The sequence below is a fragment of the Vibrio cortegadensis genome (assembly GCF_024347395.1).
Classification (GTDB): Bacteria; Pseudomonadota; Gammaproteobacteria; order Enterobacterales; family Vibrionaceae; genus Vibrio; species Vibrio cortegadensis.
Window position 1 is genome coordinate 1,786,152 of record NZ_AP025472.1, and the last position, 19,707, is coordinate 1,805,858.

Consider the following 19,707-nt stretch of genomic DNA (forward strand, 5'->3'; position numbering starts at 1 on the left):
AATGGATATAATACGGGGGAATATAAGAGGTTAAAAATAGATTTAAACGATGTTAATAACAATAAAGGAAGCTGTAACTTAAAATTACAGCTTATTCTAATTAGCGCAGGTTAACCGATATAAGTGCAACCCGCCGTGCAAGTCTCTTTTATCTCAACCTTGCTTAATAATGGAAGAGATGGTTTTAATTGCTGCCAAATCCACTTAGACAAAACTTCGCTCGTTGGATTCTCTAATCCTTCGATATCATTTAAGTAGTAATGGTCTAAGCGATCATAAATCGGTTTGAATGCAGCTTTAATTTCTGAGAAGTCGATGATCCAGCCAGTATGAGGATCGACTTCACCTTCAACATATAAGCGAACCATGAAAGAGTGTCCATGTAAGCGTCCACATTTATGACCTTCTGGAACATGTGGTAAGTGATGTGCAGCTTCAAACATAAAGTCTTTGTACAGTTCAGTTTTCATTTCGATTCTCAGGATTTTAAAAGACGCGCAATGCTACTTAAAACAACGCCTATAGACAAGCTTTTGAATTTCCATCGAATGTTGCGAAGCTCTCCATATCGCTATGAACGCAGATCTTAAGGGGCTCTAAATGCGATTCTTTACACAATAATGCGCCAGACAAATGACATCTGCACGTCAAATTAACATCACAAGTTAGCTACATCACATTTACATTAACCGTAATTTGTGTGTGGTCACATTACTAGCGATACCTCTTTGGTGTTACTTATGTTTAACCTTATATTCACATCGTCTATTCATACTAATAATTAAAGAACCTAATGCTCTCTAATCCAATATTCTCGACCATAACCTCTAAAATACTGGTTACTTTAGTGACCGTCTTCACTTGTGTCCTTGCGGTTTCAACCTCTTATCAGTATTTCCAACAAAGAGAATTGATCAATTCGGTATTAAGTCAGCAGCTACACGATAAGGCGAGTAACTATTTCGATAGCCTTAATATGATGATGCTGACAGGAACAATGGCTCAAAAAGAGACATTACGCCAAAAGGCACTCGCTCAAGATGGTATTGAAGTAGTTCGAGTACTGAGAGCCGAGCATGTCAGCAAGCTTTATGGGCCGGGGCAAAGTAATCAGCAACCTATCGATGATATTGACCGTAGAGCGCTCGAAGGTGAAATGGTTATTGAACCTTTTAACGCCAGCTGGGGAAAAGGTTTAGTCGTTGCCTTACCAATGAAATCAAGTGAAAACTACAGAGGCACCAATTGTGTCGCCTGTCATATGGCCCCAGAAGGTGAAGTGTTAGGGGCGATTAGACTTGAGTACAATCTCAGCAGCGTCAATACGTTAATAAGCAAACGAACCATGATCGCTATCGCTATTATGGCAGGTATCGCTTTTATCGGATTCATAATCACTATGGGATTAATCCGAAAAATAGTCGTGAGTCCTATCCAGAAAACATCCCGTTTCATGACAATCGTGAGTCAGAATAAAGATCTATCTCAACGTATTCCTAGCAAACAAACTGATGAGGTTGGTTCTCTGGCTCAGTCTATCAATTCATTCATGGATACGGTTTCTGAAAGTTTAATGAAGGTCCAAGATACTTCTCATACCCTTTCCGACTCTGCGACCAAACTGACTGGAGTGGCTCAAGTTACAGATAGGGCGGCAAATAATCAGCAAGATGAAACCGCAGAAGTTCAAAGTAATATCCACACAATGCAAGATCAACAGGTCAATGTTGAGCAAGCGACGATTGATGCATCCACTCTTATTACTCATACCACATCTGTCGCTCAAGCGAGTGCAGATCAAGCTCACTCGGCCAGCGAAGAGATTAAACACCTAGTCGGTGATATTGAAAATGTGAAGAACAAGATTTCGGAATTAAACCAGCGGACGACTCAAGTATCATCCATTCTCGAAGTGATTAATGGCATTGCCGAGCAGACCAACCTATTGGCTTTAAATGCTGCCATTGAAGCCGCCCGAGCAGGAGAGCAAGGACGCGGGTTTGCGGTAGTGGCCGATGAAGTAAGACAACTTGCCTCAAGAACCTCTGAAGCGACGGGGAATATTAAAACGATTATTGCTGAGTTCAAAAAAGGGAGCGAAGAGTCTCTACGATCGGTTGATGATGTGTGTAATCATGCACATAAACGCTCTTCTGATATTGAAGAACTATCACTTGCGATGACTAACGTGGTCGGTGAAATGCAACAAGTTCTCCAGCATGCGACAAATATTCAGCAACAAACTCAAACAACGACTCAACTGAATCATGATGTTCAGTCGAAAGTAGAAATAATTACCAGACACGCTGATGAAACGTCTCAATCAGCAACTCAGACTCGGGATATTAGCGTTAGTTTGGAGCAACTATCGGATAGACTTGAGCTATTGCTCAACCAATTCACGCTTTCTTCAAATAATTCGTCGCTCAAATAACAATAAAGGTTGAAGAGACAGATTTGACAGGTAATATGTTCCATTGAATTAAAAAAGTAATCTACAACCTAATGTTTCGTCTGTTTTTTATACAAATCAATGTATTTAAACAGATAAGTTTAACATTAGGTTGAGTTTTTACCTCAATGGAGAATGTAACTAACATGACTAACGCGCCTGTAGCAGACGTACTTGGTGGAAAACTAGCAGTAGACAGTGAAGTAACTGTTCAGGGCTGGATCCGCTCACGTCGTGATTCCAAAGCTGGAATCTCTTTCCTCGCCATTTATGACGGCTCTTGTTTCGACCCGATTCAGGCCGTGGTCCCAAATAATCTTAATAATTACGAAGACGAAGTATTAAAGCTAACTACTGGCTGCTCTGTTGAAGTAACAGGTAAGATTGTTGAGTCTCCGGCAAAAGGTCAAGATTTTGAACTCGCAGCAACTGAAGTAAAAGTTGTAGGCTGGGTTGAAGATGCTGACACTTACCCAATGGCTAAAACTCGCCATTCTATTGAGTACCTACGTGAAGTTGCACACCTTCGTCCACGTACTAACGTGATCGGTGCTGTTGCACGTGTTCGTAACTGTCTATCTCAAGCAATTCACCGCTTTTACCACGAGCAAGGCTACTTCTGGATGTCTGCTCCACTAATTACATCTTCTGACGCAGAAGGTGCTGGTGAGATGTTCCGCGTTTCTACTCTAGACCACGCGAACCTGCCACTTGATGACAAAGGCAATGTTGATTACGACAAAGATTTCTTTGGTAAAGAGACATTCCTGACAGTATCTGGCCAACTAAATGCTGAAACTTACGCTTGTGCACTAAGCAAAGTTTACACATTCGGTCCTACTTTCCGTGCTGAAAATTCTCACACAAGCCGCCACCTAGCTGAATTCTGGATGGTTGAACCTGAAGTTGCTTTTGCTGATCTTGATGATGTAGCAAAACTTGCAGAAGACATGCTTAAGTATGTATTTGAAGCGGTTCTTGCTGAGCGTCGTGATGATCTTGAGTTCTTTGCTTCTCGCATCGACAAGCAAGCGATCACTCGTCTAGAGCAGTTTGTAAGCTCTGATTTCGCACAAGTAGACTACACTGACGCAATCCAAATCCTAAAAGATTCTGGTCGTAAGTTTGAGTTTGATGTTGAGTGGGGCATTGATATGTCTTCTGAACATGAACGTTACCTAGCTGAAGAGCACTTCAAAGCACCAGTTATCGTTAAGAACTACCCGAAAGACATTAAAGCATTCTACATGCGTCAAAATGACGATGGCAAAACAGTTGCTGCGATGGATGTTCTTGCACCAGGTATTGGTGAGATCATCGGTGGTTCTCAACGTGAAGAGCGTCTAGACATTCTTGATGCACGTATGATTGAAATGGGTATCGACCCTGAACACATGAGCTGGTACCGCGATTTACGTCGTTACGGCACAGTTCCTCATGCTGGCTTCGGTCTTGGCTTTGAGCGTCTAGTGTCTTACGTAACAGGTATGGGTAACGTACGTGACGTTATTCCGTTCCCACGTACTCCACGCTCTGCGAACTTCTAAGCTTTTAGCTTTTAGCTTTTAGCTTTTAGCTTTTAGCTTTTAGCTTTTAGCAAAGTATAACTATGTAACCAACACTTCGGTGCATAAAAATTTAAGCCCACTCTCACTTAGGGAGTGGGCTTTTTATTACCTTTTTTTAATATATTTAACGATCATAAATAATATCTCCCCTTCCATTTTTGTCCTGAATTTAGCTTCACCTTTATTCAACTAATTTAATTTAAAATCTATCTTTGCATAAAGTTAGCCAAAGTCACTTTCATTCCTGAAACGTTAGACTTCACATTTATTTTAAAATCATCAGTGACGTTTGCACGAAATAGGCAGATACTGAGATCGACCTCACTTTTATTCTTCAACTCTTTGCTACATTACTAATGTAAATCTTTGATCATCGGGAATACCGATCTATCCATAACAATAATTCGAGAAGAACATGAAAAAATTAGACACAGAAAATTTGGAATATAAAGGTGAGACAAACGGTGTTCATAGCTGGTTATCATCGACAGGTCAACCATATTACTGGCACCCAGATTGGTTAAACATTGCTGAAGATGCAACAGGTTCTCACCCTAAACAGCCACTTGAATGCGATAAAGAAGAGACACCAACTAAGAAGCACGCTATTTCAGCGATTCTAAAACATATGAATACATGGGCGGCAGACAAACTGTCTAAGAACCCTGATGTAGAGGCTCAAGCGATTGAATCTCAGCTAAACCTTAAAAAATAGCCATAAAGCCCCAACAGCACAGATGTTGGGGTTAATTTTATGTGCATTTCCTCAGAGAACACTCCCCCAACAAGCGACACACTGATTACGTCGTCCATAACACCATCAGACACCATTAAAAAATAATGTCCCGAGTACACATGTTAAAATTGTGTATTTATAATTTGTATCATTAATTGAAATCTATAGATAAAATAGATGGTCTTTATTATTTGTCGGTTGACATTTCGCAATAGTAATCACTTTTTTCTCATTGATTACATTACGCAATGAACAATAAATTTTAGCAGTTATGTTCAAAGGGCTTATCATGAAACAATCTGTCTACAATGCGTCTTTAACATTAAAACTATATGTTGTTGCCGCTTTTTTGTTTGGGATCTATGGCGGACGCGTTTGTCCTATGCTGGAAACATTAAGCGCCACAGAAGTAATGATTCATACAAGCACCGTTTTCACGATTACTTTTTTAATTCGTCACTTTCTACTGAACAATCATTCATTAGTAAAAGAGATGAAGTTTGGCCAACTGGATACCACACTATTTTTCTTCGCAAGCCTACCCTTTGCTGCGTTTTATAATCTCAATAATGACTTCCCATTAGACAGCAATTTAAAAGTGCTATTTGGCATGACACTGTTTGGATTCTTCACCGGAACAATACTGCAACTGGTCGCAAAAATAGATCAGCTAGATAAAACTGATGAACACCAACCGAACCAGTTCCAATTACAGGGAGAGCGTCAGTCCATCATTCGCCAAATGATTACTTTAATCGTATTACTGTTAGTCACCCTAACGGCTATGCTCACTATGGTTGCGGTTAAGGATATTTTCTGGCTTGAACACAACCCTGCACGGGTTTTGGATGGTTCAGGTCAGATCAGCGTGATCAAAGAGTTTATCTATATTTCGGCAATACTTGGTGGTTACGCCGTTGCCATCATGATGCTGTGGACCAAGTTGATGAAAAAAGTACTTTTAAGCCAAGAGTGCTCTTTACTGCAAGTCACCCAAGGTAAAATAAACACGCGCTTACCCGTATTTGCTCATGATGAACTAGGCTCAATGGCGTCACTAACTAATACCATGTTAGACACACTTCAACTTAGCCAAAATGAAGTAAAAACAACCAGAGACGTCGCAATCGTCAGCCTTTCCGCACTTGCAGAGTCACGAGATAATGAAACAGGGGCGCACATACTCCGCACACAAGAGTATGTTAAAGCTCTGGCTGAACAACTGAGTCTTTCTCCTCAGCACGCGACACTACTTACGCCGAATTATATCGAGCTACTGTACAAGTCAGCGCCACTGCATGACGTGGGTAAAGTGGGGATCCCTGATAATGTTCTACTCAAACCGGGTAAATTAACATTTGATGAGTTCGAGATAATGAAAGGACACCCACAGATCGGAGCGGATGCGCTTTCTATTGCAGAGAAGCAACTTGGCACCAGCTCATTTTTACGAGTGGCAAAAGAGATTTCGCTCACTCACCACGAAAAATGGGACGGAAGTGGTTATCCAAACCAGTTAGGTGGCGAAGATATCCCACTTTCAGGCCGTCTAATGGCGCTTGCTGATGTTTATGACGCTTTAATCTCAAAACGAGTCTACAAGCCCGCATTCAGCCACGATAAAGCCAAAGCCATTATTCTAGAGGGCTCTAATACCCATTTTGATCCTGATGTTGTTGAAGCATTTCTAGCGATTGAGGCTCGGTTTATCAGCATTGCTGCTCAGTACACAGATTCAGCGGATACCCCAACCGACGAACAACCAATGACGGATACTAAACTAGAGAAGCCAAGCCTGATAACAACTTAGCAGCTTCGCTAACCATCACGGGTTAAATGTTACACACAACAACAATTAATCAGCACTCTAGTGAACAAAAACTAGAGTGTTTTTTTATGAAAACACCCTCTCCTGCCATTTTTCACGTCAAAACTGATTTTTTTTACTTTTTCTTTTCTATTGTTATTGTCAGGTAAAATCCTTACAGGTATAAATACTGGAGTGATTAATATTCTCCCTTCAATTACATGGATGACGATTATGTTTGAAAAAGTTGCAGCAGCTCCCGCAGACCCTATTCTTGGACTTACTGAAGAGTTTAAAAAGGATACTCGCCCTGAAAAAATTAACCTAGGCGTTGGGATTTACAAAAATGAAAGTGGTGAGACGCCTGTTTTAAAAACGGTAAAAAAAGCAGAAGCAGCACTGCTAGAAAAAGAGAAGACTAAGTCATACCTCACCATTGAAGGGACAGCAGAATACGGACTTGCTGTACAAAAACTTCTTTTTGGCGATGATGCATCTATTGTGAGCGAGAAACGCGCAAAAACAGCGCAAGCCCCTGGTGGTACTGGTGCTCTACGCGTTGCTGGTGAGTTCATTAAGCGCCAATTGGGTAGCGACGTTAAGATCTGGATCAGTAACCCAACATGGGCGAACCACAATGGTGTATTTAACGCTGCAGGCATCCAAACTGCGCAATACTCGTACTATGATGCTGAATCCAAAAACAAAGATTTTTCTGCGATGGTTGCTGACCTTGAGCAAGCATCAAAAGGTGACATTGTATTGCTTCACGGCTGCTGTCATAACCCTACAGGCATTGACCCTACCGCTGATGAGTGGGAAGTCCTTGCAAAACTGGTTGCTGAAAAAGAGCTACTTCCACTGTTTGATTTCGCATACCAAGGCTTTTCAAAAGGCGTTGAAGAGGATGCTGCAGGTTTACGTACATTCGCAAAATACAATGACGAAATCCTTGTAGCAAGCTCATTTTCAAAGAACTTCGGTTTATACAATGAACGCGTTGGTGCATTCACTTTAGTCGCAAAATCATCGGATGTTGCTACGACTGCATTCTCTCAAGTAAAAAGCATCATCCGCTCGATTTACTCAAATCCACCCGCTCACGGTAGCGCAGTCGTGACTCATATTCTTGGTGACCAAGATCTTCGCGCAGAGTGGGAATCGGAAGTAACAGAGATGCGAGATCGTATTCAAGAGATGCGAGAGCTCTTTGTTTCGACACTTAAAGCAGAAGGTGTCGATGCCGATTTCAGCTTTATTGAACGTCAAAACGGTATGTTCTCTTTCTCAGGGCTGACAAAAGCACAAGTAACGCGTTTAAAAGATGAGTTCGCTATTTACATTGTTGGCTCTGGCCGTATCAGTGTTGCAGGCATGACAAAATCAAACATGGGTCCACTATGTAAAGGTATTGCTGCTGTACTTTAATTGTTTTGATTAACAACTTAAAAGACCAGATCTCGATCTGGTCTTTTTTATTGCGATTAAGATAAAAATTGGACGTTTAATTTGTGGCGTTTAATATAGCACTCTAAATGAAACTCCCGCTTCATTGCTGTAGTGACTATTCGCTTTGCGGTATGTATAAAATCCCCCAAGCGCAATGGCTGATGTTATATAGTGATTCACTTCTAACCGAGTGATATTTTCGTCAATCCAATCGCTACGGTTGAATTCGGCCGCCAGTCTACCTTCTGTTTTTTCAGTAAACGCATAGTTCAAATAGAGTGAGCCGGCATACACAAATTCAGATTCAGAATAGAGCGTCTTATCTATCGATTCCAAGGTCTCTTTTGCTTTTATTGCCCCAACCTGAGCCACGGTGACAAGGTCTAAATCTTCTCTCAATTTGAATCGATAACCACCGCCCGCAAGCAAAGTATCAATTCTTAAATCCGTACTTTTAAGATTAACAAATCGAGCCGAATAATCGACCGCGACAAGCCAATGCTCTGTCACAAGTCCGTTCCCACCTAAGTTCCATGTTGTTACATTAGAGTTCCCCCCAATGTCGCTATCAAAGCTACCTGAACTCACTGTTGCGTAGAGGTAATCGTATCTTGTCGGCGTATCATAAATTGAATCACGCTCTTGTGCATGGCTAAAGAATGAGGAAACGACAAAGCCGATTAATAGCACTCTTCTAAACATATAAAACCCCTCTTTTAAACACCAATTGACATTGTTTGACTCGATATCTCATTGAATACTAGTCCATTAAATCAAATTATGAGAAGAAGGAAATCACGATTTGGAAAACTGTCTGACAAATAGTTTAAATGCTGTAACATGGTCTATTCTTCTTATGTATATCTATTTGGACGTGTTTAAATATGGAAGCTGAATTACTCGAAATACAAAATTTTCTGGCACAATATCCCCCATTCAACGAACTCCCAGAAGACGTCCTCACTAAAGTTACCCAAAACGTTGAAATATCCTATTATCGCCAAGATACGCCTATCATACATTTAGGCGATCATATTAATGACCTCTATATCGTTCGCAGCGGGGTCGTGGAAGTATATCGACGTAAAGGAGAGCTTTATAACCGCTTAGATCAAGGCGACTTGTTTGGGCAAATGGGCCTACTTACCAACAATAAAGTCCGTTTCCCAGTAAAAGCGATTGAAGACACCCTAGTATACTGCCTCTCTGAAGAGATATTCCAAGAACTGTATGACAACCACGATTCCTTTGCAGACTTTGTCGAAGTGGAAGATAACGCGCGTTTGAGACAGGCTAACTCAGAAAGTAATGATGCCAATGATCTGACAACATCCAAAGTGCGAACCTTGTTGAGCCGTGAAGCCCCAACAATTCAAAAGCATCAAACCATACAGCAAGCCGCAATAATGATGGCAGAAGAGAACATATCATCGCTACTGATTATCGACCCCGAAATCATTCAAGATGACGAAGATGATAACTCACCGGTTATTGGTATTATCACCGACCGGGATCTCTGCACTCGAGTGCTTGCTGAAGGCTTAGATCCAAGTGATGATGTGTCCACAGTGATGACCACCGAAGTTATATCTCTGGATCATAATGCCTATGTATACGAGGCAATGCTCACCATGCTTCGTTATAACGTGCACCATTTACCGGTTTTAAAAGACAAGAAACCGATTGGTATCATTGAAGCGACTGATATTGTCCGTTATGAATCCCAAAACTCTCTGTTACTCGTAAGCAGTATTTTCCAGCAACAAAGCGTTGAGGAGCTAGTATCACTCTCTGAGCAAGTGAAAGACAGCTTTGTCCGTTTAGTAAATGAGGATGCAAACTCTCACATGGTTGGGACTGCGATGTCAGTCATTGGCCGCAGCTTCAAACAGCGCATTATCGAACTGGCAGAAGAAACACTTGGCAGCGCCCCAATCCCCTATTGCTTTCTTGCTCTTGGCTCTATGGGACGAGATGAACAGCTTATCGTTACCGACCAAGATAACGCGATTATCCTTGATGAAAGCTATGACGATGAAAAACATAATGCCTACTTTGAGGCGTTCTCTAAATTCATCTGTGATGGTCTAGATAAATGTGGGTATAGCTATTGCACGGGCGATATCATGGCGACCAACAAAATGTGGCGCATGACTCGTTCTGAGTGGGAAGCATGTTTTGCCGATTGGATTGATGATCCAAACCCTAAAGCTCTGCTCAATGCCTCTATCTTTTTCGATCTAGATGGTATCTATGGGCGCTTAAAGTGGGCGGAACAACTCAATAGTTTTATTGTTCGTAGAGCAAGAAAAAACAACCGTTTCTTAGCATGTCTTGCGCGTAATGCTCTCAACCGCACGCCTCCTTTGGGCTTTTTCAAAGACTTCGTAATGGAAAAAGATGGCAGACATAATAACTCGATCAACTTAAAACGCCGTGGTACTGCACCACTTGCCGATCTTGTTCGTGTTCATGCTCTTGCGGTTGGCTCCCGTTCCCAAAACTCATTCGAGCGATTGGATGACATTATTGATGCTGGCATCCTTCCGAAAGGACGCGCTCAAGATTTGAAAGATGCAATGGAGTTCATCTACATGGTAAGGATTCGACATCAAGCGTTGGACGTTGAGAACAAAATTGAGCCCGATAACAATATCGAACCTGAAAACCTATCTGACTTTGAGCGCCGTAATCTAAAGGATGCTTTCCAAATTTTGAGTAATGCACAGAATTTCTTGAAATTCCGCTACCAAGCAAGCAACAGTTTCAAGTAGGTCGTTATGATTATTAAAGCACTACAACAACCAAGCATCGACTGGCAAATGAAGTTTTCAAAGAAACTGATACAAGCCAGAGATCACCGACTTCAATCTTTTTATAGCAAGATACTACCAAGCCCGGATACGCCAATCTCTGAAATTGAATTCTTGGCTGTGGATTTTGAAACAACCGGATTAGATCCTAAAAAAGATGGCATTATAACGATTGGAGTCGTGCCATTTACTCTCAATCGTATCTGTTTAAGCCGAGCGAAGCATTGGACGGTTCGACCTAAGCAGAAGCTAGAAGAAGAGTCAGTTGTGATCCATGGCATCACGCATAATGATATTTTGGGTGCACCTGATTTTTCTGAAGTGATTGACGAAGTGCTTGATGCACTTTCAGGAAAAATAATGGTCGTGCATTATCGACGCATTGAGCGTGAGTTTTTAGATCAGGCTTTAAAGGCTCGTATCAATGAAGGTATCATTTTCCCTGTGCTCGATACTCTGCAAATAGAATCCGATCTACAGAATAAAATTTCTGGCGGCTTATGGAATAAGTTAAAAGGTAAGAAACCTGGCTCTGTGCGTCTGGGGAAAAGCCGAACTCGCTATGGGCTACCTGTTTATACGCCGCACCATGCTCTGACGGATGCTATCGCTACCGCTGAGCTGCTACAGGCTCAAATTGCCCATCATTTTGATCCTAACCAACCAATACGAGACTTTTGGCTTTAACTCCCTTTCCTTAATTTAATGGTCAGCTGCGGTTTAGCTTGATTGCCAATAGTTGAGACAACTCTTTCGCTAACATCAAGATCAAAAAAAGGAGCTTAATTTTAAGCTCCTTTTTACTCTTACTTTCACTTTATAGCTTTATAGCTTTATAGCTTTATAGCTTTATAGCTTTATAGCTTAAACTGGCTGATCTCTGTCTCTAGTTCAAATGACAAATCAGAGAGTTTAGCAGCTTGCGTTGCTGCATCTTGTGCTTCAGTCGCTAGCTCATTTGATACATCACGAATACCTTGAGTATTACGAGTGATCTCAGATGTCACTGAGGCTTGCTCTTCAGCGGCAGAAGCGATCTGCGTAGCCATATCACTAATACGCTCAACTGCTGTGTGAATTTGAGTCAAACTGACTGCGGCAGAGTTTGCATCATCAACACTTGTATCAGCAAGCATACGGCTGTCATCCATAATTGAAACCGCTTTCGTTGTAGTGCTTTGAAGCATCTCAATCGTCTGCTGAATCTCTTGCGTTGACGCATGAGTACGCTGGCTTAAAACACGAACCTCATCCGCAACAACAGCAAAACCACGACCTTGTTCGCCTGCACGAGCCGCTTCAATCGCAGCATTCAGTGCTAGCAAGTTCGTTTGCTCCGCAATACCTTGAATGGTAGACAGAATCGTATTGATGCTGTTTCCGTGCGCTTCAAGCTCTTGAATAACATTCGTCGCCACTTGCACTTCTTGAGCTAAGTTTTGGATTGAGCTTTGTGTTTGTGTCACTTGGTTAGAACCATGTTCACACGCACCTACCGCTTCAGAAGAGTTTTGAGCCGTATTATCAGCATTTCCTGCAATTTCTTGAGTCGCCGCAGCCATTTCATTTACAGCAGTCGCGACCATATTGATCTCGTCTTGTTGTAGTTGAATACGAGCACTACGTTCTTCAGCTTGAGAAGCGGTTAACTTCGCTTGCTCTGAAAGAGATGCTGATACTTCACTTAACTTGGTAACCATTAAGTGCATGTTACCCACAAACTTATTGAAGTTCGTAGCAAGCTGGCCTACTTCATCATCACTACGTGGTGTTAAACGCTGAGTTAAATCACCTTCGCCTGATGCGATTTCTTCAAGTGCTTTAGACACACGGCCAAGATCTCGGAATAAGAAGCTCACTAACCAAGAAACTAACAGAATAACGAGTATGGTGATCACTACAGCCGTTGTAATCAGCTGCATCAGTAGAGATGAGTGCCCAGCTTCTTCTGTTGCACGGTCCATCTCAATACCAAAAATCCACTTAGTATTAGGAACGTTCACAAAATATAGAAGCTTCTGCTTACCCTTGTTCTCGATGATTTCGATGCTCTTACTTTGAACTGCTTGCTCAATGCTGTTCATGCTAAGCTCATTCGAAAGCTGGCTTACCGGTTTAAGCAGTAAGCTTTTATCTGGGTGTGCTAGGAAGGTGCCGTCGTTTGTATCGATCAGCATTGCGTAAGCATTTTCACCAACTTCTAAACTGATGACGTCATTAATCAATTGGTCAATCAGTACATCTGCCCCAACAACACCAACAAATTTGCCATTTTGATTTACCGGTTCAGCAATGGTCACAAGTAACGCATTGGTGATCGCATCTTGGTAAGCCGTCGTTATGATTTGTTGACCTGCAGAGTTTGCATCTTTGTACCACGGACGTTGACGAGGATCATAACCAGCACGGTTACGTTCAGGGTGTGAACGGAACATGCCACCTTCTGGAGTACCTAGAAAAATATCGTCAAAGTTACCCGCTTTACGGGCTTGTTGAAGAAATGGGACAACGTCAGATTCTTCACTAAAGTCGTTAAATGCTGAAGCGATATCTTTACGAATAGTAATCCAGCTTTCTATACCTTCAGAAGCTGCAAACGAAAGGCTTTGTGCTCTTGAATAGATGCCAGTTCGAGTTTGTTCAAATAATTTATCAGCGGACATCCAAGTCAATGCAGTTGCCATCAACACAACTGCCGATAAGCTTGCGCCTATCAACTTCTGTTTAAGAGTAATTTTCATAATTCGAGATCAGCTCATGTAGCCAAAAATAGTTGGCGATAGTAGCTATTTTTTTCACGCTCTGCGAGTGAATTCTCATTTAATTTTAAGCTTTTATTTATCCTTTGATAAAACCATCAAATAACGTCAATTCTGCGTCGACTGTCAAAAAAAAGCGTTACAAAAAAGCCATCAAAATAAAAAAAGGGATGAACATATCGTTCATCCCTTCATCTATTTATTACACAATTATGTGCTTTTTATCGCTTTTCGGTACGCATACCCATCAACAAGCTCACGCACATTAATAACAATATAAATGTGAATGGCAAGGCTGTTGAAATTGCACCCGCTTGAAGAGCTTCAATTGCTTTTGTTCCGCCAACCCACAGTAGAGCAACCGCAATTGCACCTTCCATGAATGCCCAGAACACACGTTGAAGAACTGGTGCATCAACTTTACCACCAGCAGTAATACTATCGATAACTAATGAACCAGAATCTGATGATGTAATGAAGAACACCAATACCAGTACAACAGCAACCACAGATAACAAAGTACCGTACGGTAGAACATCAAACATTTGGAACATAGCTAGTGGAACATCTGTAAGACCTTTCGTACCTAGATCACCAACACCATTTTGTATTTGATCAATCGCCATGCCACCGAACACTGACATCCAAAGAATGGTTACAGTTGTTGGAACAATCAGCACTGCCGTGATGAATTCACGAACCGTACGACCTTTAGAGACACGAGCAATGAACATACCTACGAATGGGGACCATGAAATCCACCAAGCCCAGTAGAATACAGTCCAACCTTGGAACCAAGCTTCATCACTACGACCATGTGGGTTACTTAATGGAATGATATTTTCCACGTAAGCCATCACTGTTGTTGGGATTGAACCGAGTGTCACTGCGTAGCCAATGAGAGCAACAAGAGCCAGTAATACAAATGCGATAATCATGTTGATATTACTGATAACTTTTACACCACCATCAATACCACGGATAACAGAGACAACCGCAAGAAGCGTCACAACGGTAATGACTGCAATTTGTAATCCCATGCCGGCTTCAATACCGAAAACATGGTGAATACCACTTGCCGCTTGCTGTGCACCAAGGCCAAGCGAAGTCGCTAAACCAAATAGAGTTGCTAGCACCGCAAGAATATCAACAATATGTCCAGCCCAACCCCAAGCTCGGTCACCTAAAATAGGATAGAAGATTGAGCGAATTGAGAGCGGTAAGCCTTTATTATAAGTAAAGAAAGCAAGTGAAAGCGCAACGACACCGTAAATAGCCCAAGGGTGAAGACCCCAGTGGTACATAGTCGCACCTAGTGCCAGTTTAGCGGCTTCCGGAGTATTTGCTTCTACCCCGAGTGGCGTTTCATACCAACCGGTATAGTACGCTGCAGGCTCTGCAACACTCCAGAACATCAGGCCGATACCCATACCTGCTGCGAATAACATCGCTAGCCATGAAAGCCATGAATAATCAGCGACCGCGTCCGTACCACCTAAACGAATTTTACCAAATGGTGAAACAATGAGAGCCAAGCAGAAAATAACAAAGATATTACCTGACCAGATGAATAGCCAGTCGAAAGAACCAATGATTTGCCACTTAATTCCATCAAGTGCCGCTTTTGCTGTTTCTGCATCTAAAACTAGTGCAGCAATCAAAAATAGCGCAATGAAACCCGCACTCACACCGAATACAGGGTTATGAACATCAAAACCCCATTTCTGCACATTATCTTGACCTACTGTATAGTCAGTACTGTCAATACTGTACTTATCTATCCCTTTTTGCATTCTTCCTCACTTCAGCAATCAAATAATTTTTAGTACAACGAGGCATTTAATAAAATAACTCGCACACACTGAAATTTACTTAGATCACTAATATATTTACATTTCAAAAACGTCCATTAGGTTACCATTACTGCCATTAAAAACCTAATAAACAACACAAAACAGTCAGATATCGCCATTTTCCGCTCAATTATCGACCAATAATCGGAAATTTAATTACGGTATTGATCGATATTTCGTTACTTTAATTATTCGAACTCTAAACTTTATTCACTCAATACACTTATGTCGTACACCTCATTAATGAAAACTGATCATTTCACCTCTTTTCATGTAAATCGAATTGATGTAATTTCCCTGATGTCACTCACTCATACATTGGAATTCAGACATTGGATAAGCATGAAGAAGTCTTGGTATCAATCCGCCAAATCATTCGAGCAATTGATCTCCACTCCAAAAAACTAAGCAAAGAATCAGGTTTAACAGGGCCGCAGTTAGTTTTACTTCGAGCTATCAAAGAGCTAGGTAATGTGACAATTAAGCAGTTATCTAATCACACCAATATGAGTCAAGCGACAGCTACTACTATTTTAGATCGCCTAGAGAGAAATGGTTATATCGAGCGTGTACGTAGCCTCGAAGATAAACGTAAAGTTCATGCCAAATTAACTGAATCAGGTACATCTTTACTACAAAGTGCGCCTCTTCCATTACAGGAACATTTCATTAATCGTTTTCAACAGCTTGAAGAGTGGGAACAGAGTTTGCTACTTTCTTCTGTTCAGCGTATCTCATCAATGATGAATGCCGAAGGCTATAACGTCGCCCCTATTCTTGAAATTGGCAGCATTACTAAGCCAGAATAAACCATTTCAAAAAAACATCTTCAAGGTCAGTTTATACACTGACCTTTTTATTTAATTGGATAACCCTTTTTCCAAAGCATACTTAGCTAGTTCCGCTGTGGAGTGAATATCAAGTTTGTGTTTGATGTTTTGCCTGTGAGTCTCAACGGTTCGATAACTGATACCTAAGAGCGTTGCAATTTTCTTACTACTCGCACCTTGAGCGACCAATTTCAGCACGGCCTCTTCACGCCGACTCAAAGGGTTGGGTTTCTGAGCACTGGTTTCGATCTGTTGAGTAAACAGTGTTTGAGTGACCGACTCGCAAAAATAGGTAGAACCTTGATTCACAGTTTTGATCGCCTGAACCATTTTTTCGGCTGAAATCTCTTTGAGCATGTAGCCAACCGCTCCAGTCTGCATCACTTTCATGATGTATTCCCGATTATCATGCATCGTTAGCATCAATATTTTTGCGTCTGGCGATTCTTCGTGAATTAATCTCGTGGCGTCAATTCCATTCATAATTGGCATGCTGATATCCATCAATACCACATCAGGCTTGCACTGTCGGACAACATCAACGGCCTCTAAGCCATTACTTGCCGTTCCAATCACTTCAATACCCGTTTCTAACTCTAGCCGAGCCATAAAACCATCAAGTACAACCTGATGATCATCAACGATCACTACTGATATTTCTTTATCATCCATTGATTACACCAATCCATCTAAGTTAAATAGCACCGTTATTTCTGTTCCAAACCCTTGTTCGCTCATAAGCTCAAATTCACCGCCCATGAACTCTACCCGCTCACGCATATTTCTAAGGCCGATTCCTTTTCGGTGAGTGGCCACATTTAGGTTAAACCCTTGCCCATCATCTCTAACAATCAACTGCAACTGGTTTCCAAATTGCTGCAGTATTACCGTCACCTTCTTTGCATGAGCATGCTTCTCGATATTATTCAGTGATTCCTGAACCACTCGATAAAGTGTAGTCGCGACTTCTGATTTGAGCTTTCCTGTCTGAGTTTCAAAGTGAATTTCCGTTTCAATATTTGAGTGAGCTTTGTAGTCTTGTAATAGAGTATTCAACGCCGCTTCTAAGCCAATATCGTCTAGTGCACTTGGCCTTAAGTTATGCGAAATACGTCGAACTTCGGAAATTGCCGTCATCAATGAGTGTTGTGACTTCTCAATATGCAGTGCCAGCTTTTTATCATTCAATTTATGCGCTAACAGCTCTAAATGACATTTACTGGAGACAAGCAGTTGGTTTATGCCGTCATGCAACTCTCTGGCTAAGTGCTTCTTTTCATCCTCTTGGAACATGACCGTTTTATGTGCCAACTCTTTTAAATTCTTATCCGCTAAGCGATGTTCATGTAAATTGATCGCTAAGGTTAAAACAATGATCACCGCGACGGTCACCCCAAGAATCGACACAATAGAGAAGAAGGTCGTTTCGATATTTTTATTGATCGCAGCCTGCATATTCGCAACTTCGAGGCTGATATCTTCAATATAGAGCCCCGTACCAATCATCCAATCCCACTTACTTAACCATGCGGCATAACTGAGTTTGGGGACGGTTTCACCCGTTGACGGTTTCTGCCATAAATATTGATGAAACCCGCCGCCACTCTTAGCTTGATGTAACAATTCTGCAATCAGGTAGTCACCATTGAGATCTTGAATATGCAGTAAGTTTTGCCCCACCAATTCTGGCTGAATTGGGTGCACTAAATTAGTACCAAACTCATCGTAGGCAAAAAAGTAGCCATCCGAACCATAACGCAAGCGCGATAATATATCCCGAACCCGTTGCTTAGCTTCGACATCATCAGGAGCTGAATTATTGTAGATGTGTGAAATGGCGTCAGAGGCAATATCGACACTATCTTTCAGTGCGGTTTCTCGCGATTGGATCAAACTCTCGCGGAAGATTTTGATCTCATTCTCACCGAGTGTTTTTGCTTGATGCAGGGTGATCCAACTAATACTGGCGGTGACCAATATCAACGGAAGTAATGTTAATAAAATCAATTTAGCTTTTAGAGGCATTCCTTTCCTCACTGGTGATTTTCTTTGTCAGATAAAAGAAAACTGCTTACTACCTTGATAGTAGTAAGCAGTTCTAATGTAACAATTTATTTTCAATCTATAAAAATAAACTCATGTAACCTCTATTGCGATCACATTCCATAGAAACCAGGAAAAATAAGTAATGAAGCTAATACGAGTATTTGAATACCAATGAAGGGCATTACGCCACGGTAGATATCTCGCGTTGTGATCCCTTTTGGAGCAACACCTTTAAGGTAGAACAGACTGAAACCAAATGGAGGGGTTAAGAATGAGGTCTGTAAATTCATCGCCACCAAAATCGCAAACCACACCATGTTAATGCCCATCAATTCTGCCACCGGAGCTAAGATTGGAACAATAATGAAACAAATTTCAACGAAATCGATAAAGAATCCCAGAATCAAAATAACGATCATGGTGATTATCAGGAAGCCCCATTTGTCACCAGGGATGGCAAGCATCCACTCTTCTACAAGGTAATCCCCTCCTGTGTATGTAAACGCCATGGAAAATGCTGTTGCTCCGAGCAAAATAGCAAATACCATTGCCGTCACTTTTACGGTCTCTTTTGCCGCGTCATACACCATTTGAAGGCTGAACTGTCGATACAGTAACGAAAGTACGATTGCCCCGGCGCCACCTAGAGCCGCAGATTCTGTTGGCGTCGCCACACCAGCGAAGATCGAACCCAACACGACAATAATCAACGCGAGTGGTGGAATCACCGCTTTTAACGCTTTGAACACCTCTTCTTTACGACTAATTGATTCATCACGCTCAATGCACTGTGCTGCTTCTGGGTTCATCTTTGCGTAGATAAGAATATAAACAATGTACGCACCAACCAGCATCACACCCGGCCAAATTGCCGCTTGGAAAAGATCCCCAACAGGTACACCCAATACATCACCGAGCAGAATCAATACAATCGACGGTGGAATGATTTGCCCTAACGTTCCCGACGCGCAGATGGTGCCACAAGCGAGCCCTTTGTCGTAATTATATTTAAGCATCACAGGTAATGATATCAAGCCCATCGCAACCACTGATGCCCCAACGACACCTGTAGACGCGGCAAGTAACGCGCCAACCAATACTGTGGAGATCGCAATACCACCGCGAACGCCACCAAATAAACGTCCCATTGATTCAAGCAACTGCTCTGCTAAACGTGTTTTTTGCAGGACTAAGCCCATAAAAACAAACAGAGGAACCGCCATTAGAACGGTGTTTTCCATAATGGATTGAATTCGATATGGCATGAAAGCGAACATTTCTATGCCTTCTGCCCACACACCGAAAATAAGCGCAATGCCGCCAAACGTAAATGCTACTGGAAAACCCAACAACAAGGCGAACAGTGCTACAAAAAACATCACGATACCGATCAT

The 19,707-nt window shown here is 41.7% G+C and carries 15 protein-coding genes; 8 read left to right on the top strand and 7 right to left on the bottom strand.

The window, feature by feature from the left end:
- Positions 1–110: 110 nt before the first annotated feature.
- Positions 111–470, bottom strand: coding sequence for a 6-carboxytetrahydropterin synthase QueD (gene queD / locus OCV39_RS08470; protein ID WP_017053937.1), 360 nt, complete (start codon positions 468–470; stop codon positions 111–113).
- A gap of 338 nt (positions 471–808) precedes the next feature.
- Here queD and OCV39_RS08475 point away from each other — a divergent pair, with 338 nt between their 5' ends.
- The 5 genes from OCV39_RS08475 (at position 809) to OCV39_RS08495 (ending at position 7,991) form a co-directional block, all read left to right on the top strand.
- A complete protein-coding gene (locus OCV39_RS08475) occupies positions 809–2,434 on the top strand; it encodes a methyl-accepting chemotaxis protein (protein ID WP_261889499.1) in 1,626 nt (541 codons plus the stop codon).
- Positions 2,435–2,598: 164 nt separating this feature from the next.
- A complete protein-coding gene (asnS, locus tag OCV39_RS08480) occupies positions 2,599–3,999 on the top strand; it encodes an asparagine--tRNA ligase (protein WP_261888285.1) in 1,401 nt (466 codons plus the stop codon).
- 436 nt (positions 4,000–4,435) lie between these two features.
- Positions 4,436–4,735, top strand: coding sequence for a hypothetical protein (locus tag OCV39_RS08485; protein WP_261888286.1), 300 nt, complete (start codon positions 4,436–4,438; stop codon positions 4,733–4,735).
- Between the two features lie 310 nt (positions 4,736–5,045).
- Positions 5,046–6,566: an HD domain-containing phosphohydrolase gene (locus OCV39_RS08490; RefSeq protein WP_261888287.1), complete on the top strand. Its 1,521-nt coding sequence runs from the start codon at positions 5,046–5,048 to the stop codon at positions 6,564–6,566.
- A gap of 231 nt (positions 6,567–6,797) precedes the next feature.
- Positions 6,798–7,991 carry an amino acid aminotransferase gene (locus tag OCV39_RS08495; RefSeq protein ID WP_261888288.1) on the top strand — a complete coding sequence of 398 codons (1,194 nt, stop codon included), beginning with the start codon at positions 6,798–6,800 and terminating at the stop codon, positions 7,989–7,991.
- A 90-nt stretch (positions 7,992–8,081) separates the two neighbouring features.
- Here the strand turns inward: OCV39_RS08495 and OCV39_RS08500 are convergent, their stop codons facing one another.
- Positions 8,082–8,714, bottom strand: a complete 633-nt coding sequence (locus tag OCV39_RS08500; protein ID WP_113797268.1) for a porin family protein — start codon at positions 8,712–8,714, stop codon at positions 8,082–8,084.
- 182 nt (positions 8,715–8,896) lie between these two features.
- Between OCV39_RS08500 and OCV39_RS08505 the strand changes: the two genes are divergently transcribed.
- Positions 8,897–10,786, top strand: a complete 1,890-nt coding sequence (locus OCV39_RS08505; RefSeq protein ID WP_113797270.1) for a putative nucleotidyltransferase substrate binding domain-containing protein — start codon at positions 8,897–8,899, stop codon at positions 10,784–10,786.
- Positions 10,787–10,792: 6 nt separating this feature from the next.
- Positions 10,793–11,512 carry a 3'-5' exonuclease gene (locus OCV39_RS08510; RefSeq protein ID WP_017053945.1) on the top strand — a complete coding sequence of 240 codons (720 nt, stop codon included), beginning with the start codon at positions 10,793–10,795 and terminating at the stop codon, positions 11,510–11,512.
- Between the two features lie 170 nt (positions 11,513–11,682).
- Here the strand turns inward: OCV39_RS08510 and OCV39_RS08515 are convergent, their stop codons facing one another.
- Positions 11,683–13,566 carry a methyl-accepting chemotaxis protein gene (locus OCV39_RS08515; RefSeq protein WP_261888289.1) on the bottom strand — a complete coding sequence of 628 codons (1,884 nt, stop codon included), beginning with the start codon at positions 13,564–13,566 and terminating at the stop codon, positions 11,683–11,685.
- 239 nt (positions 13,567–13,805) lie between these two features.
- On the bottom strand, positions 13,806–15,377 hold the full coding sequence (locus tag OCV39_RS08520; RefSeq protein WP_017053947.1) for a BCCT family transporter: 1,572 nt from the start codon (positions 15,375–15,377) through the stop codon (positions 13,806–13,808).
- A gap of 392 nt (positions 15,378–15,769) precedes the next feature.
- On the opposite strand from OCV39_RS08520, the gene OCV39_RS08525 reads away from it, so the two are divergent.
- On the top strand, positions 15,770–16,246 hold the full coding sequence (locus OCV39_RS08525) for a MarR family winged helix-turn-helix transcriptional regulator (RefSeq protein WP_017053948.1): 477 nt from the start codon (positions 15,770–15,772) through the stop codon (positions 16,244–16,246).
- A gap of 51 nt (positions 16,247–16,297) precedes the next feature.
- Here the strand turns inward: OCV39_RS08525 and OCV39_RS08530 are convergent, their stop codons facing one another.
- From OCV39_RS08530 to OCV39_RS08540, 3 genes are all read right to left on the bottom strand, one after another.
- Entirely contained in the window at positions 16,298–16,939 is a 642-nt protein-coding gene (locus OCV39_RS08530) for a response regulator (RefSeq protein ID WP_017053949.1), read from the bottom strand.
- A 3-nt stretch (positions 16,940–16,942) separates the two neighbouring features.
- Positions 16,943–18,292 carry a cache domain-containing protein gene (locus OCV39_RS08535; RefSeq protein WP_017053950.1) on the bottom strand — a complete coding sequence of 450 codons (1,350 nt, stop codon included), beginning with the start codon at positions 18,290–18,292 and terminating at the stop codon, positions 16,943–16,945.
- A gap of 131 nt (positions 18,293–18,423) precedes the next feature.
- Positions 18,424–19,707: a TRAP transporter large permease gene (locus tag OCV39_RS08540; protein WP_113797275.1), complete on the bottom strand. Its 1,284-nt coding sequence runs from the start codon at positions 19,705–19,707 to the stop codon at positions 18,424–18,426.

Coding starts and splice junctions, on each gene's coding strand:
- asnS (WP_261888285.1), top strand. CDS start 2,599: ATGACTAACGCGCCTGTAGCAGACGTACTTGGTGGAAAACTAGCAGTA.
- OCV39_RS08535 (WP_017053950.1), bottom strand. CDS start 18,292: ATGCCTCTAAAAGCTAAATTGATTTTATTAACATTACTTCCGTTGATA.
- OCV39_RS08495 (WP_261888288.1), top strand. CDS start 6,798: ATGTTTGAAAAAGTTGCAGCAGCTCCCGCAGACCCTATTCTTGGACTT.
- OCV39_RS08520 (WP_017053947.1), bottom strand. CDS start 15,377: ATGCAAAAAGGGATAGATAAGTACAGTATTGACAGTACTGACTATACA.
- OCV39_RS08515 (WP_261888289.1), bottom strand. CDS start 13,566: ATGAAAATTACTCTTAAACAGAAGTTGATAGGCGCAAGCTTATCGGCA.
- OCV39_RS08490 (WP_261888287.1), top strand. CDS start 5,046: ATGAAACAATCTGTCTACAATGCGTCTTTAACATTAAAACTATATGTT.
- queD (WP_017053937.1), bottom strand. CDS start 470: ATGAAAACTGAACTGTACAAAGACTTTATGTTTGAAGCTGCACATCAC.
- OCV39_RS08505 (WP_113797270.1), top strand. CDS start 8,897: ATGGAAGCTGAATTACTCGAAATACAAAATTTTCTGGCACAATATCCC.
- OCV39_RS08510 (WP_017053945.1), top strand. CDS start 10,793: ATGATTATTAAAGCACTACAACAACCAAGCATCGACTGGCAAATGAAG.
- OCV39_RS08485 (WP_261888286.1), top strand. CDS start 4,436: ATGAAAAAATTAGACACAGAAAATTTGGAATATAAAGGTGAGACAAAC.
- OCV39_RS08500 (WP_113797268.1), bottom strand. CDS start 8,714: ATGTTTAGAAGAGTGCTATTAATCGGCTTTGTCGTTTCCTCATTCTTT.
- OCV39_RS08530 (WP_017053949.1), bottom strand. CDS start 16,939: ATGGATGATAAAGAAATATCAGTAGTGATCGTTGATGATCATCAGGTT.
- OCV39_RS08540 (WP_113797275.1), bottom strand. CDS start 19,707: ATGATCGGTATCGTGATGTTTTTTGTAGCACTGTTCGCCTTGTTGTTG.